The 12,845-nt window shown below is 62.4% G+C and carries 21 protein-coding genes; 8 read left to right on the forward strand and 13 right to left on the reverse strand.

Annotated features, from left to right (window positions below; all coding sequences use genetic code 11):
* The first annotated feature begins 68 nt into the window (after window positions 1–68).
* Complete coding sequence (locus tag RQI43_RS18390; RefSeq protein ID WP_311276138.1) at window positions 69–509, forward strand: hypothetical protein; 441 nt, start codon at window positions 69–71, stop codon at window positions 507–509.
* The gene (locus tag RQI43_RS18395; protein WP_311276139.1) at window positions 499–1,143 is read left to right on the forward strand and encodes a hypothetical protein; all 645 of its coding nucleotides are present in this window, start codon (window positions 499–501) and stop codon (window positions 1,141–1,143) included. Before RQI43_RS18390 ends, RQI43_RS18395 begins: the two co-directional genes overlap by 11 nt.
* Window positions 1,144–1,855: 712 nt before the next feature.
* On the opposite strand, the gene RQI43_RS18400 is transcribed toward RQI43_RS18395, so the two are convergent.
* The 13 genes from RQI43_RS18400 to RQI43_RS18460 form a co-directional block, all read right to left on the reverse strand.
* Window positions 1,856–2,575, reverse strand: a complete 720-nt coding sequence (locus RQI43_RS18400; protein ID WP_311276140.1) for a DUF4145 domain-containing protein — start codon at window positions 2,573–2,575, stop codon at window positions 1,856–1,858.
* A gap of 83 nt (window positions 2,576–2,658) precedes the next feature.
* Entirely contained in the window at window positions 2,659–3,090 is a 432-nt protein-coding gene (locus RQI43_RS18405) for a lytic transglycosylase domain-containing protein (RefSeq protein ID WP_311276141.1), read from the reverse strand.
* The gene (locus RQI43_RS18410; protein WP_311276142.1) at window positions 3,087–3,491 is read right to left on the reverse strand and encodes a hypothetical protein; all 405 of its coding nucleotides are present in this window, start codon (window positions 3,489–3,491) and stop codon (window positions 3,087–3,089) included. Before RQI43_RS18410 ends, RQI43_RS18405 begins: the two co-directional genes overlap by 4 nt.
* A gap of 64 nt (window positions 3,492–3,555) precedes the next feature.
* Entirely contained in the window at window positions 3,556–3,954 is a 399-nt protein-coding gene (locus RQI43_RS18415) for an HNH endonuclease signature motif containing protein (protein WP_311276143.1), read from the reverse strand.
* Complete coding sequence (locus tag RQI43_RS18420; RefSeq protein WP_311276144.1) at window positions 3,951–4,343, reverse strand: helix-turn-helix domain-containing protein; 393 nt, start codon at window positions 4,341–4,343, stop codon at window positions 3,951–3,953. The genes RQI43_RS18415 and RQI43_RS18420 overlap by 4 nt, the downstream gene beginning before the upstream one ends.
* Before the next feature lie 292 nt (window positions 4,344–4,635).
* Window positions 4,636–4,902, reverse strand: a complete 267-nt coding sequence (locus RQI43_RS18425; protein ID WP_311276145.1) for a DUF2312 domain-containing protein — start codon at window positions 4,900–4,902, stop codon at window positions 4,636–4,638.
* Between the two features lie 38 nt (window positions 4,903–4,940).
* On the reverse strand, window positions 4,941–5,186 hold the full coding sequence (locus tag RQI43_RS18430; protein ID WP_311276146.1) for a hypothetical protein: 246 nt from the start codon (window positions 5,184–5,186) through the stop codon (window positions 4,941–4,943).
* 44 nt (window positions 5,187–5,230) lie between these two features.
* Window positions 5,231–5,686 carry a hypothetical protein gene (locus tag RQI43_RS18435; RefSeq protein WP_311276147.1) on the reverse strand — a complete coding sequence of 152 codons (456 nt, stop codon included), beginning with the start codon at window positions 5,684–5,686 and terminating at the stop codon, window positions 5,231–5,233.
* Between the two features lie 79 nt (window positions 5,687–5,765).
* Complete coding sequence (locus RQI43_RS18440; protein WP_311276148.1) at window positions 5,766–6,134, reverse strand: hypothetical protein; 369 nt, start codon at window positions 6,132–6,134, stop codon at window positions 5,766–5,768.
* Window positions 6,135–6,196: 62 nt separating this feature from the next.
* A complete protein-coding gene (locus RQI43_RS18445; RefSeq protein ID WP_311276149.1) occupies window positions 6,197–6,508 on the reverse strand; it encodes a hypothetical protein in 312 nt (103 codons plus the stop codon).
* Window positions 6,508–6,729 carry a hypothetical protein gene (locus RQI43_RS18450; RefSeq protein WP_311276150.1) on the reverse strand — a complete coding sequence of 74 codons (222 nt, stop codon included), beginning with the start codon at window positions 6,727–6,729 and terminating at the stop codon, window positions 6,508–6,510. The genes RQI43_RS18445 and RQI43_RS18450 overlap by 1 nt, the downstream gene beginning before the upstream one ends.
* Window positions 6,726–7,265, reverse strand: coding sequence for a hypothetical protein (locus tag RQI43_RS18455; RefSeq protein WP_311276151.1), 540 nt, complete (start codon window positions 7,263–7,265; stop codon window positions 6,726–6,728). Before RQI43_RS18455 ends, RQI43_RS18450 begins: the two co-directional genes overlap by 4 nt.
* Complete coding sequence (locus RQI43_RS18460; RefSeq protein ID WP_311276152.1) at window positions 7,262–7,657, reverse strand: hypothetical protein; 396 nt, start codon at window positions 7,655–7,657, stop codon at window positions 7,262–7,264. The genes RQI43_RS18455 and RQI43_RS18460 overlap by 4 nt, the downstream gene beginning before the upstream one ends.
* Before the next feature lie 311 nt (window positions 7,658–7,968).
* Between RQI43_RS18460 and RQI43_RS18465 the strand changes: the two genes are divergently transcribed.
* From RQI43_RS18465 to RQI43_RS18490, 6 genes are all read left to right on the forward strand, one after another.
* Window positions 7,969–8,817 carry a hypothetical protein gene (locus RQI43_RS18465; protein ID WP_311276153.1) on the forward strand — a complete coding sequence of 283 codons (849 nt, stop codon included), beginning with the start codon at window positions 7,969–7,971 and terminating at the stop codon, window positions 8,815–8,817.
* 387 nt (window positions 8,818–9,204) lie between these two features.
* Window positions 9,205–9,786, forward strand: coding sequence for a hypothetical protein (locus tag RQI43_RS18470; RefSeq protein WP_311276154.1), 582 nt, complete (start codon window positions 9,205–9,207; stop codon window positions 9,784–9,786).
* Entirely contained in the window at window positions 9,786–9,947 is a 162-nt protein-coding gene (locus RQI43_RS18475; RefSeq protein WP_311276155.1) for a hypothetical protein, read from the forward strand. Before RQI43_RS18470 ends, RQI43_RS18475 begins: the two co-directional genes overlap by 1 nt.
* Entirely contained in the window at window positions 9,947–10,111 is a 165-nt protein-coding gene (locus tag RQI43_RS18480; RefSeq protein ID WP_311276156.1) for a hypothetical protein, read from the forward strand. The genes RQI43_RS18475 and RQI43_RS18480 overlap by 1 nt, the downstream gene beginning before the upstream one ends.
* Before the next feature lie 223 nt (window positions 10,112–10,334).
* On the forward strand, window positions 10,335–10,871 hold the full coding sequence (locus RQI43_RS18485; RefSeq protein WP_311276157.1) for a terminase small subunit: 537 nt from the start codon (window positions 10,335–10,337) through the stop codon (window positions 10,869–10,871).
* Between the two features lie 152 nt (window positions 10,872–11,023).
* Window positions 11,024–12,835 carry a phage terminase large subunit family protein gene (locus tag RQI43_RS18490; protein ID WP_311276158.1) on the forward strand — a complete coding sequence of 604 codons (1,812 nt, stop codon included), beginning with the start codon at window positions 11,024–11,026 and terminating at the stop codon, window positions 12,833–12,835.
* Window positions 12,836–12,845 lie beyond the last annotated feature (10 nt).

Consider the following 12,845-nt stretch of genomic DNA (forward strand, 5'->3'; position numbering starts at 1 on the left):
CGGGACGGATATGATCGGGCCGACGGACGTCGTCAAGGATTTCCGTCGCCTGCTAAGCTTATCGACGGATGGAGATCCGTTCAGTCTCTTCGAACTGTAACTGTCTCGGTATGTTTTTCGACATGAAAACTCGTGTCGTGAACCGGATTCCCGAGTGGCGATTTCAAGCGGAGGTCGTCGCGCGACTTCACGAAATGGAATCGGCCGGGCTCCCGCTGACGTGTGCCGGCGACATGGCCGCCGCGAAGAGATCCCAAGCTGAGCGCATGACGGCGAAGGTCACGGGCCTGACGGCCGGCGAGCCTGACGTCCGCGTCTATCTCGCGGGCGGTCGCCTCATCTCGATCGAGTTGAAGGCGGCGAAGGGCTCCCGATCGGCCGAGCAGAAAGCGCGTCACGCCCGACTGAACGCCCTAGGCTTCGAGGTTCTGAACCCGCGCGCGCCGACGCCCGAAGCGCTGGCGGATCTCGTCGAGGCCGAAATCAGGAAGCGCCTCCGTGGCGATTGAGCTTCACGTCACCCTCGACAAGCGCGACCTTCGGCGGCTCGCCGCCCTCAAAGGCGAGGCGAGACTGGCCGGCGCGAAGGCTCTGACCTTCACCGCGAAGGACGCGCAAACCCTTCTGAAGGCTCAGGTTCCTTCGACCTTTCATCTCCGAAACTCGTGGGTGCCGCGAGGGATTCGGATCACGCCAGCCACGCCGTCGAGCATGTCGGCCGAAGTCGGCTCGATCGATAAATACATGGACCGACACGTCGTCGGGGCCGGTCGAGCGAAGCCGCCCGAGAGGGGCCTGAGCATCCGCGGGAAGCACGACGGACGGGGCCGGGTCGCCTCGGGCGGCCTGCTCATCATGCCGTATGGCTCGATCGGGCAATACCCGACTCACAAGGTGGTGCGCCGGAAGCTCTCGCGCGTCGACGGCCAGAAGAAGAAGACCTTCCAAATCCTGTCGAGCAGCGGAAACCAGGTTCTGATCGTGCGACGCCGCTCGAAGAAGCGGAAGCCGCTCGAAGTGCTCGGCATCCTTCGCGGCGCGGCCGTCGATATCAAGCAACAGTGGGATATGTTCGGGAGCGTGCAAGGCGTCGTCTCGGCCCGGTTCGGGGACCACTTCGAACGCGCGATCTCGAAGATTTGACAGACGCCTTGCATTTGGTCCCTTAGACCTGAGCGAATCCGGCGCCGGTCAGCTTGTGACTTCCATTCAGACCTTCTTCGATCCATCCCTGATCGTAGGCATATTTTAATCCAGCGGCTATGTCATCCATTCGGATATTGTTCCTCGCAGCAACCGCAACGAAGTTGTTGTCACGAAGAACTTCTCCCGATCTAGTTCCGAAATGTTTATAGATATCAAGAACAGTCCGTGCATTTTCTGAGGCAGTAGGAACTTTTGCCACGGCGATCCCCTACGGTTTGGTTAACCGTTGGTTGAAACGCGTAGGCATTCCTTACGTTCCGGTCGTGTGCCTCGACGGGAGATCGTCTCCCGCCGTTGGAACCGGGCGGCCCTTATGATATTGACCGGGAGTGGAGCCGGCGGAAGCTACCCGCCGGCTCCGGTTCATTGCGCTACCACCATCCAGGGAAGGCGATTGTGAAGCTCAGCTTCCAGTCGCCTTTTCTGTGTCGGTGGAGATGAACCGAGAAGATGACCATTCTTCCCTACTCCCGGCCGCATCCGGCCGCCTGCGGCCATTAGCGGGTCGCCGTGGTCGGCGGCGACGAGAGTTATATAGACCGATTAAATCGGGTGTGTCAACGGATATGACGGATGGAACATCCGTTGATCGGATAGAAAAGTCCGTCGTTTTGTCGACGCCGTCCGTCGTCTGGTCTGCTCCGACGTCTTATGCGCCTTTAGGCTTAGGTGGAACTCGGGCGTTGATAGCTCTCGCATGTTCGTCGAGTTCTGCCCGTCTCATTGGGCCTAAAATAGCGTCATGTATAAAGTGTTCAAGTATCTCACACAGTATATTAAGATCTTTATGATCGGGCGTCCAGCCTCTATGGGCAGAAGCATTCCCTGCATTTACTAAGGCACCCAATCTATCCTTGTCCGCCGCCTTAATTAGGTCTTTAGTAATGAGTTCATTTAGTATCTGACCAAAATTGCGAGCTTCGATCCCAATCAACGTCGATGTTATTTCAAATGATGTTCGAATACCAATCCCAGCTAGCATATGAAGATCGCTATCGATCGCCGTATAAGTCTCGGTAAGCGCTTCATACAAGCGGTGGTTATCTTCGGTGTCAAGCTTGCGTTTAATTAGCCATTCAGGGCGCTTTCTTTTGGAAATAGGAGGCCAATACTTCTGTTCTTTATCAAACGTCCATTCCACCTCCCCCTGCCAATCTGTAACAGGGCGACTAGTCCAATTATTGTAGCTTGACTTTAAGAGAAATGTGTACTTGCAGCCCTCACATTTCAATATTTGCCAATCTTCGTAATATACTGTGTCCTCGATTTCTTTGGATTTTTTGACCTCGGCTTCGACGATGCAGCTTCGTATTCCACTGCATCGCGCGCAGTGAGCTTCCAATTTCTTCATAGCAGGCTGTTCGGCCACTTTGAGCGCTCCGGTGCAAGTTCCATTCTGATATCAACGCGATATCAGAACCCGCCGGAGCACCCAACGTCTTCCTCGCGGTCTTATAGGCGTGGGCTACTTCGATCTCCCGCCCTCGCCATCACAAGGCGGCCGTAGGACGTGCATCGCGGCCGGGCGGCCGTCCCAAGGTTATAAAGCGACACGCCAGCGCATCCCGATCCGCCGCGGTTCAGCGCCTTGCGGAGATAGCGCATCGCCCCGTCAAGGTTCTGAGCGCAGTCCATCGGGTTGCGGACGCCAAGCTCTCGCGCCGTGGCCGGCATGAGCTGCCCGAGCCCGGCGGCGCCGCTCGGGTTGCGCGCGCCGCACCGATAGCCGGACTCGGTTCTGACAACTCCATGTGCGATCCGGCGCGGAACGCTATGCTTGGCGGCGTAGCGATCGACGAGGGCGCGAACTCCCTCGAAACCGTCGGCGCGGACCGGGGCGGCGAACGCCACCACGATCAGCGCGGCGAGGGCGGTCCGCCTCACGGGAGCGGCCCCGAACGGATCTCGGAGACCTCGGGCTTGCTCCACGCCGAATGCACGTACTGAGCGCGATGCTCGGTCGTGAACGGGCGCAGATGGGCCGCCATCTCCAGTCGCGTCATCGTCGCGGCAGTGGCGGCCTTGAAGCCGAGATCGATTGCACCCTGAAGCGCGTCGCGCTGCGCCTGAGCTTCCATCAGCGCGGATTCGCACGAGCGGATTGCCCGTTCGGCCCGCTGCGCCTCGGCGGCGTAGTTCCCGCTGACCCGGCCGTTCCATTCGGCGACGCCCCGCCACGAGTCCCGGTCTCGCATGACCTCGTGAAGGGTCTCGCGGAGGCCGTCGATCGATTCCTTCTGGAAGTCGACCCGCTCATACAGTTCGGAGATTACGCGTTGGGACACGGCTTCGCCGTTGCCACCGCACGAGGCGGCAGCACAATTGCACTTCGACATGATAATCTCGGGTTTAGGCGGCTATTGCCTGAATATTGCCGGTGGCGCCGGCTCGCGTAGAAACGACATTTGAAGTGTCGTCGCACCTAATTGCGAGGCGGCTTGCGTCGCGCCTACGCATGTTCTCTTTGTGCGTCACCATTTCGAGGTGAGCTTCTTCAACACAAAGCCGGTTCCGGCATTTGTGATCTATCTGTTTACGTGGCGGGATCGGTCCGTTCTCGACGATCCACATTGTCAGGTGAACGGCGACCGTGCCGCCGTCGAGGTTCATCCGGGGATAACCGGCGCCGCGGCCCGTCTCTCCCGAAGTCGGCCCCGTCCAGATCTTGCACGGGGTTTCGAGAGGGCCGGGCCGTTCGACGACCCGCGCAAGGATCTTCTCCCTGATGCGCTCGCGCCGGCCGCTCATGCCACAGCCTTTAGCTTCGGGATCGTCGGCAGATGATCGAAGTCATCCACCGCCAGCGAGTAGCCGATGCCCCATGCGGTTCGGATATCGACCCCGAAAGGCTGAAGCTTCCTCCGAAGCTTTAGGACCATCACGGACACGATGCGGTCGCTCACGTCGACCTCGTTCCCGTAGACGGCGACGAGGATGCGCTCCAAGGGCAAAACCTGACCGCGGGCCTGATGAAGCGCGGCGAAGAACGCGTTCTCCTTGTTCGTCAGACGCCATTCGGCCGGGGCCTGAAACGTCAGCTTCGCGTTCTCGCGAAGCTGGCGGTTCTCTTCTTCGAGTAGATCGAGCCGGTCGCGGAGGCGCCGGATCTCGGCGTGAAGGTCGTCGCGATCACTCATGGCCGGCTTCCGCTTCGAGGCGGTGGCGACGGCGCTCGCATCCGTAGCGCATGACCCGCTCGCCTTCGTGGAGGGGTTGCTTCTCCGCGATGGTCTCTTGAATGCGCGCGGCGCAACCTGTCGGAATGAAGGGCTCCACGATCGGAACGCGATGCTCTCGGCATCCGGGCGACGCGGACAGAATGGACGCACAAGTCAGATAGACGAGGATCATCGGGTTTTCGCCACTGATGGGGCCGGCGCCGCCTATTGGCGAGCGCACGGCCGGGCTTCAGAAGATCAGAGCGAGCCGTTAGGCCATCCCGATCGCTTGCATGTAGAGTTCGAGGATGGCTTCTTCTTCCTGACGCTCGGCGTGATCCTTCTTCCGAAGAGAGATGATCTTGCGGAGGGCCTTCACGTCAAAGCCCGTACCTTTGGCTTCGGCGTAAACGTCTTTGATATCGCCAGCGAGACCGGCTTTCTCTTCTTCGAGCCGTTCGATGCGCTCGATGAAAGCCTTCAACTGATCGGCGGCGACGCTCGAAGCGTCGACGGCCGGGGCGGCGGATGCGGCCATAGATCGGGGATCTTTCGGTTACGGTGCGGGGAGGTCGATCAGACGGCGCCGCCGAAGCGGAAGCCCTTGGTCGGGTGAAGGCGGCACGGGAACTCACCGAGGCCGGGGACGAAGATCGGTGCGCGCTTCGTCGGCATCCGCTCGGGACGGAGCCCGAGGGCGATGCGGTGCCCGCGGATCAGCTTGCGGAGGCTCGACCCGTGGCCGGCGCTGATGCGCTTGCGGGCGAGGTAACAGGCGCCGGCTTGAATGAACTCGTTGGCGGCTTGGCTCTTCGTGGACATGGCTTTTTCGTTCTCTCGTGGGGGAGGGGTGAAAGGGGGAGGGCTCAGGCGGCCTTCGCCTTCGCGACGCGCTTGCGCGGGGCGGCGGGAGCCTTGGCGGTGGTCTCGGGCTTCGGAGCCTTGGCGGCGGCCTTGCGGGGCGCCTTGGGCGTCTCGGCCTTCGGAGCGGCCGGCTTGCGAGCACGTGGCTTCTTCAGAGCGACGGGCTCGGCGTCAGCGGCCGGCGGGATGGGATCGACCTCGTCGGCGACGACCGTCAGAACGGCCGGCTCGACCTTCACGGCCTCGGCTTGCACGTCGGCGGTGGCGACGACATCGACGTTCGGCGTCGAGGCGCGAACGACCGACTTCACGGCGGCGAGGTCACGGGTCGATCCGAAGATTGCTCTCTGCCACGCGGCGGGCCATGCCTTTTCGAGGCCGACCTTCAGGAAGGTGCGGGCCATGTTGCGGCGAGCGGCGCGATAGGTGGAGAGAAGGCGGGCTTTCGTGGTCTTCACGGCATAGGTCTCCCGTTCCCCGCGACGGCGGGGTTGAAGGCTTCAGGGGTTGGGAAGGGGTTGGGTCGGTGGCCGCTTGCTACGCGGCGACGACGATGGGTCGAAGGGAACCGATCTCGGCGAGAGCGCCGCCAAGGTCGAAGCCCGCGAGAGCGGCGGTGCGAGCGAGAGCGATGATCTCGTTCGCAATGGCGCATTCCGCACGGGGGCGGTGGGGAAGGGCGCCGGTCACATGGACGAGGGCGAAGGGCACCGAGTCGGCCGCGAACCGCATGACGATATCGCCAGCGGAACGGGCGGCGTCCGTGTTGCCCGCGTGGAAGTCGGCGAGGGCATCGGCGGCGGTGGAGTGAACGACGATCGGGTCGAAACCTAAGTCGTCCCTCGTCAGTTGCTCGATTGAAGACAGGGCGTCGACGAGCATCACGGTCGTTTCGTGAATAGACATAGCTTCCCCGGTCCCGCGCTCGCGGGTAGTCTTGCGATTGATCTGAAAGGTTGCTTGAGGGCTTAGGCGGCGAGATCCAGGGGCTCGCTCACCGGAGCGGGCTCGGGGACGAGATCGAGAAGGGCGCGCTTCGGGCGGGGCACGCCCATGAACGCGAAGCCTTCCTTCGTGACCCGGAAGACGCGCATCCTGCCGAAGTGCGCGCTCGGGTCTTCGACCATGAAGCCGCGTGCGACGAGCTTCAGGGCGAAGGGGTAGGTCGGACGCTTGAGGTTGCAGGCGCCGAAATTCTTATAGGCGGTGCGCTTCCATTCGAGGCCGGTGGCGAGGCGAAGGAAGGCGATCTCTTCGGGGGAAACGTTCTCGTGGCTCATCACGCGGCTCGCTTGAGAAGGTAGCTCAGAACGGCGCGGGCCTGAGCCCGGCGCATCTCGACGACGTCGCGGCTCACGAGCCGGATATAGCCGCCGGGAGAGCGTTGCCCGTCGTCTTCGTCGTGGTCGGGGAAGGCCCCTTCTCGATCGTCGTCCGTGTCGTGGATGACGCGAGCGAGGTCATCGATCAGTTCTTCGGCGGCACGGGGGAGGCGCATCACGCTACCTCTCGCGCGGGCTGGATCGCCGCGAGCATGTCGGCGTTCCGGCGCTCGGTCAGAGCTTCGGTTGCGGCCTTCAGGTTGCCGAGCGCCGTGTTGAGGCCGAGCGTCAGCGGCTCAAGCTGAACCGCCATCTCGGCCGTGATGCGCTTACGCTCGGCGGTGAGGGCTTCTTTCCGGCTCGCAACGGCGGACTGAAGGTTGAGAACATCGAACTCGGGAACCGACGCCCACGCTTGCCGTGCGACGGCGAGGGCCTGAGCGGCTTGCTCGAAGGTCGGGAAGCGAGCGACCTCGCGGGGCTTCGCGAACTTGCCCGTTCCGAATTGGGAGCGTCCCTCGACAGAGGGCTTGAAGCCCGGCCGCATGTCATAGAGGCTGACGCGAACGACGTCGCGCTTGCCTTCCTCGTTCACGAGGTAGCCGACGAGAAACTGAGGCGTCTCGCGCTCGATCTCGGCGATATGGGCCGGCGGTGAGTTGCGGCCGTCGGTGGCGCCCCAAAGGCGAGCGCGGAGAATGACGAACTCGGTCATGCCCGGTTGCCCGTCTCGGAGAGCTTCCAAACGATCGCGTTGTGCCCGCCCTCGTTCGGACGGCGCTCGCCGGTCTTAGCGATCAAGCCAAGGCCGAGCAGTTCGGAGAAGCGGGGCCGGATCGAGAGCACGGACTCGCCCATGAAGCCGGCGGTCTCGTCGGCCGTCAGGTTGCCGGTCTGACGCAAGGTGCGGAGCACGCCAGCGCGGAGGATCGCGGAGCGAGACGAGATCGACGATGCCGCCGCCTCGGAAGTGCCGCCGACCTCTTTGAAGCCGGGAGCGACAGGATAGCGGCCAAGCGCCATCGGTGACGCGGAGGCATCGCCCCGCGTGGGTTGGGTCATCGTCATTTTCGGGTTCGCCTTCTGAAGGCCGCGACGGATGCTCATCCGTCATATCCAACGTGTAAGGCGAGTTCACGGCCCCTGTCAACCGTGCTTTCCGAAAGGTTGACGGATTAGGAGACCGATAGCGTCGGATGGGTTAGTCAGGGAATGGGGTGGGGAGTTAGCGCAAATCCGGTGCAATTCCGTGAACGGACGGACTGCGCTAACCCTCTCTAACTTCGCGGAAAAAGGGGTTAGAACATAGATCCTATATATAATAGGGTGAGATGGTAAAAAGAGAACGTTTATAGATCGGTAGGAAGTTCCCCCTCCTATCTATCTATATATAGGCGCTAACTCTCGGAGGGGCGACGATGCCCGTTTTTCCCGCCGTCCGTCGGCTTCGTGGGGACTGGCAACGGATCATCCGTCAGGTAACGGACCGAGCTTCATCGATCCCGCCGGAAGGCATCCCTCTCTCGGTCTTCGAGGCCGATTGCCTTGAGTCGGTCTTCCTGCTCGATCGACCGGAGATCGTCAGGGCTCTCGCCTCGAAGAAGCTGATCTTCCCGGTCAGGGATGGCGTCGAGGTCAGGGTATTCGGGGCGAAGCCCGAGAGCCGACGGTTCGCCAAGCCAAGGGAGAGCGAGACCGATCGCTTCCTGTCCGTGGTCGCTCCACACATGCTGCGCCTCTCGGAGACCATTGCGGAGCGGGAGAGCGTGACGACAGCGGAGGCGAGAAGCCGGGAGTTGCGTGCGGTGGCTCAGATCTCGACGCTGATGCGGCGCCATGTGGAGCGAGGGGCGAACCTCGCCAGCCTACGCGCTGGCATGTGGAAGACGTTCAGAGAGGACGTGATGAAGGCTCTCGCCTCTCGTGAACCCATGATGGCGAGAGACGCGATCGTGAGCGAGATCCAAAGCGCGAAGCCGAAGCCGAAGCGGATCGTGAGCGGGCTTGATCGTCACGAGCGTATCGTTGCGATCGTCAGGAAGGCGGGCACGAGAGGCGCCACGAAGACGGACGTGTGCCGGGCGTTCAACCCGAAGCCGAGCATGAGGGAGGTCGACACGATGCTCGGCGAACTGATCGAGGCCGAGATGATCCAGGGCGCGGAGATGCGTCTACAGCGTCGAGGGAAGCCTGCGATGCGCTACTTCCTGCCGAGCGTGCCTATGCCGACCCTCGGGACAGACCTCGTGGCGTGGTTCGAAGACTAACCCATGTATTGATCGCGCTTTTATTGCGAAATATCTTCGGTTTTGCTTGAAAAACCCCAGTATCGGGGTTGACAGAACCGAAATGCAACAGTCGAACCTGAGTGTCACGTGACATTCGGGCAACAGTCGTTGCCTCTATGCCTCAGTGTGACATTTGGGCAACCTTTAGGGTCCTTCCGGGGGGCCGCCGGGTGCGGGTGACGCGCGACTTCGACAGTCGGCCAGATACGAACTTTTTTTGCTCGATTTATGACTCGTCATCAATCCGGCTTTGCTGAGCCGCGAGAGCAGAAACGCGCGGCTTGCTCGCTCAGAGATACCAAAACGACCCCTAAACGATTGGCAACTCGTGGGACACCGGCTTCGGGAAGTAGCGGAGCCGCATGAATGCTTGTGATCGGCCTAACGGGCGTCGCCGGATCGGGTAAATCCACCGTCGCCGACCATCTGATCGAGAAATACAGCTTCGCACGAGGCAAGTTTGCCGGTGCGCTGAAGGCTATGTTCCGCACGTTCCTTCGCTACCGCGGAGCCGACGACGCCTTGATCGAGCGAATGGTCGAAGGCGACCTGAAAGAGACCCCGTCGGCTCTGCTCAACGGCCGCACGCCTCGGCACGCGATGATCGAACTCGGCCACACGTGGGGCCGCGAGCGCATGGATCTCGACCTTTGGGTCGACACCGAAGCCGCCGCCCTCAGCAATCGCCGGCTCCCCTTCGTGGTCTTCGACGACGTCCGCTATCCGAACGAGGTCGACGCGATCTATCGGCTCGGCGGCGAGATTTGGCGCGTGAGCCGCACCGTCGAGGACATGCGTCCCCGGCCCGGCGCCCACGTGAGCGAAGCGCTCGACGTCGTGCCCGACCGGAAGCTCTACAACTGCGCCTCACGGGCCGAGCTTTTCGCGGTCGTCGAGATGAACGTTCTCGCCGCCAAGCGTCGGCACGCCTCGAAGGTCGCCGCCTGATGTGCCGCGTCCTTCAGCGCAGTCGCCGGTATCCGGCGCCGGGCCTCGTCGAGCGGATCATGATGCTCGCCTTCGCCCTCTCGATCGGCGCCGGGTTGGCGTTCGCCCTCTTCGTCTTCGTCGTGGCCGTGTGCCTCGCTCATATGGCGGGCCTGCTCTGATGCTTAGCTTTATCGCCTCGCACGTCATCGGCGGACTCGCGCTCGTGCTCGCCGGAACCGCCGGTGAGGATCGTCAGCGCGGCGACCGCCGAAGCTTCCGCGAAACGATGCTTTGGGCGGCGGGCCTCGCGGCATTCGCGCTCATCCTGGCGAGGTTCGCGTGATGCTTTACGCGCCTCTCGTCGCCCTGATCGAGGGCTTCCGCATCATGGGGCGTCCCGGCGCGCTCGACGCGGCTTGCGAGATCCTTCGTCTCTGCCGCCCGGAGGTCCGCCGTTGAGGCTCTTCCTGATGACCGTGGCGGCCTTTCTGGCGGGCTTCGGCGCCCTTGACCTTCCATCGGTCGGGATTGGCGCCGCCATGGCCCTATGCCTCGCGGATTGACCTATGGGGAAGATCGTCAACCGGGCCGAGCTTGCCGAGATCTTCGGTTACTCGCTTCCGACCGTCGACACATGGATCAAGGAAGGGCTTCCGACGCGCAAGCAAGGCGCCAAGGGCGTCGCGTGGGAAATCGACACCGCGGAGGCTCATACCTGGCTCATCAAAAAGGCTCGGGCGACCCGCCGCACGCGCGGGAACGTCTTCGGCGACGAGAAGGGTGAGGATAGCGGCGAGGGCCGCATGAGCCTCGACGAGGCGAAGCAACGCCACGAGATCGCGAAGGCGAAATCGGCCGAGTTGAGCCTTGCGCGCGAGCTTGGCGCCGTCGCGCCGATCGACACGATCGCTCGGGTCGTGTCCGACGAGATCGCGAACGCGCGCGCCCGCCTTCTCGCGGTGCCGACGAAGTTCCGGCCGCACGCTCAGCTTCACGCGTCCGACCCTGAGCGGGCGAAGAAGCTCGTCGCCGAGGTCGACTCCCTGATTCACGCGGCTCTGACCGAGATCAAGAGCTTCGGAAGCGCCGAGACGCCTCAGTGAGCGAGCACGTCGACCCTTCGAAGCTCGAAATCCTCGACGACTTCGATTCCGAGCACGAAGCCGCTCTTCGAGCGCGCATCCGCGAGCTTATCGGCCAGTCGTTCTCGCCGCCGCCGAAGTTCACGGTCTCGGAATGGGCCGACGATCGGCGCGTGCTTTCGTCGGAAGCCTCCGCGGAGCCCGGCAAATGGTCGACGAGCCGCGTCGAGCCGTCTCGCGGCGTCATGGACGCGTTCAGCGACCCGGATATCGAGCAAGTTTCGGTGATGGTCTCGGCGCAGAGCTTCAAATCCGAAGCTTTGCTGAATATTGCCGGGTTCCACGTCGATCTTGATCCGTGTCCTATGCTTATTCTGCAACCGACGTTGCAGATGGCGGAAGCGTTCTCGAAGGATCGTCTCTCGACGATGATCCGAGACACCCCATGCATCGCGGCGAAGATCGGTGCGAACTCTCGGGACTCCGAAGACACTATTCTTCATAAGAAGTTCGCGGGCGGGCATATTACGCTCGCTGGCGCGAACTCGCCGGCCTCTCTTGCCTCGCGCCCGATCCGTATTCTTCTCGCCGACGAGGTCGATCGCTATGACGCGTCGGCCGGTAAGGAAGGCGATCCGGTCTCGCTGGCGATCGAGCGCACCACGACCTTCTGGAATCGGAAGATCGCGCTCGTCTCGACGCCGACGATCAAGGGCGCGAGCCGCATCGAAGCGGCCTATCTCGAATCGGATCAGCGCCGCTATTTCGTGCCGTGCCCGAAATGCGCTCACGAGCAGCATCTTCAGTGGAAGCAAGTTCGGTGGCCTGAAGGGAAGCCCGAGGAAGCCCGTTATCATTGCGAGGCCGTCGACGCCTCGACCGGCGAGGTTTGCGATTATCCATGGTCGGAAGCCGAACGCCTCGAAGCGATCGGGCTCGGTCGCTGGATTGCGACCCGGCCGGAAGTGAAGGGTCATGCCGGCTTCCATCTCAACCGCATCGCCTCGCCGTGGCAGTCCCTTGGGATCATGGCGCGCGACTTCGTGCTCGCGAAGCCTCACCCTGAGCGGCTGAAGACGTGGGTCAACACGCGCCTCGCCGAGACGTGGGAAGAGAAGGGCGAGCGGGTCGACGGCGATGGCCTGATGCATCGCCGGGAGCCCTATGAGGCAGACCCGATCCCGACCGCCGTCGGAACCGTCGTGGCTGGCGTCGATATCCAAGATGACCGTTACGAGATCGAATGGCTCGGCTTCGGCGCCGACGACGAGACATGGTCTCTCGACTACGCAGTCCGCTACGGCGACCCGAACAACCCGGCGTTTTGGGAGTCCCTCGATCACGCGCTATTGCGCGGATTCCGTCATCCGGCCGGGATCGAGATGCGTGCCGAGGCGGCTTGCATCGACTCGGGCGGTCACTTCACGCAACAAGTCTATGACTTCTGTCGGCCGAGACTAGGCCGAAAGGTCTACGCAATTAAAGGTATTGGCGGACCCGGTCGACCGATTTGGCCGCCGAAAGGAACGAAGAACGCGGCGAAGAAGGTGACGGTTTTCGTTCTAGGCGTCGATCAGGCGAAAGATCTCCACTATAAACGCTTGTCGAAGAAGGAACCCGGTCCCGGTTACTGCCATTTCCCCGACCGTGACCCCTATCAGAAGCCTTATTTCGACGGATTGACCGCCGAAAAAGCGGTTCTGAAGGTCGATCGACGTGGCTTCACGACGAAGGAATGGGTGAAGGATCGGGTTCGAAACGAGCCGTTGGACTGCCGAGTTTATGCTATTGCCGCACGTCTTTCGCTCGGGATCGACATGAGCCGTCGCCTTTCGGCTCTTCGACAGGCTTTCGCGGCCCGGCATTCCGCTGCGCCGGTCACGGTCGCTCGGTCGGGCACGCACGAGCCCGAGGCAAGGCGAGATCCAGCGCCGCCGGCCGCGGCGGTGCGGCCGAGGATTCGCAGTCGCGGCGTTCAGGCGTGACATAGCCGAG

This window comes from Methylobacterium sp. WCS2018Hpa-22, from assembly GCF_031843785.1.
Taxonomy (GTDB): domain Bacteria; phylum Pseudomonadota; class Alphaproteobacteria; order Rhizobiales; family Beijerinckiaceae; genus Methylobacterium.

Bases quoted from the DNA above. Each gene is read 5' to 3' on its own strand.
- RQI43_RS18455 (WP_311276151.1), bottom strand. From the start codon at position 7,265: ATGACCGAGTTCGTCATTCTCCGCGCTCGCCTTTGGGGCGCCACCGAC.
- RQI43_RS18440 (WP_311276148.1), bottom strand. From the start codon at position 6,134: ATGTCTATTCACGAAACGACCGTGATGCTCGTCGACGCCCTGTCTTCA.
- RQI43_RS18470 (WP_311276154.1), top strand. From the start codon at position 9,205: ATGCTTGTGATCGGCCTAACGGGCGTCGCCGGATCGGGTAAATCCACC.
- RQI43_RS18430 (WP_311276146.1), bottom strand. From the start codon at position 5,186: ATGTCCACGAAGAGCCAAGCCGCCAACGAGTTCATTCAAGCCGGCGCC.
- RQI43_RS18480 (WP_311276156.1), top strand. From the start codon at position 9,947: ATGCTTAGCTTTATCGCCTCGCACGTCATCGGCGGACTCGCGCTCGTG.
- RQI43_RS18415 (WP_311276143.1), bottom strand. From the start codon at position 3,954: ATGAGCGGCCGGCGCGAGCGCATCAGGGAGAAGATCCTTGCGCGGGTC.
- RQI43_RS18475 (WP_311276155.1), top strand. From the start codon at position 9,786: ATGTGCCGCGTCCTTCAGCGCAGTCGCCGGTATCCGGCGCCGGGCCTC.
- RQI43_RS18390 (WP_311276138.1), top strand. From the start codon at position 69: ATGGAGATCCGTTCAGTCTCTTCGAACTGTAACTGTCTCGGTATGTTT.
- RQI43_RS18465 (WP_311276153.1), top strand. From the start codon at position 7,969: ATGCCCGTTTTTCCCGCCGTCCGTCGGCTTCGTGGGGACTGGCAACGG.
- RQI43_RS18485 (WP_311276157.1), top strand. From the start codon at position 10,335: ATGGGGAAGATCGTCAACCGGGCCGAGCTTGCCGAGATCTTCGGTTAC.
- RQI43_RS18445 (WP_311276149.1), bottom strand. From the start codon at position 6,508: ATGAGCCACGAGAACGTTTCCCCCGAAGAGATCGCCTTCCTTCGCCTC.
- RQI43_RS18425 (WP_311276145.1), bottom strand. From the start codon at position 4,902: ATGGCCGCATCCGCCGCCCCGGCCGTCGACGCTTCGAGCGTCGCCGCC.
- RQI43_RS18460 (WP_311276152.1), bottom strand. From the start codon at position 7,657: ATGAGCATCCGTCGCGGCCTTCAGAAGGCGAACCCGAAAATGACGATG.
- RQI43_RS18420 (WP_311276144.1), bottom strand. From the start codon at position 4,343: ATGAGTGATCGCGACGACCTTCACGCCGAGATCCGGCGCCTCCGCGAC.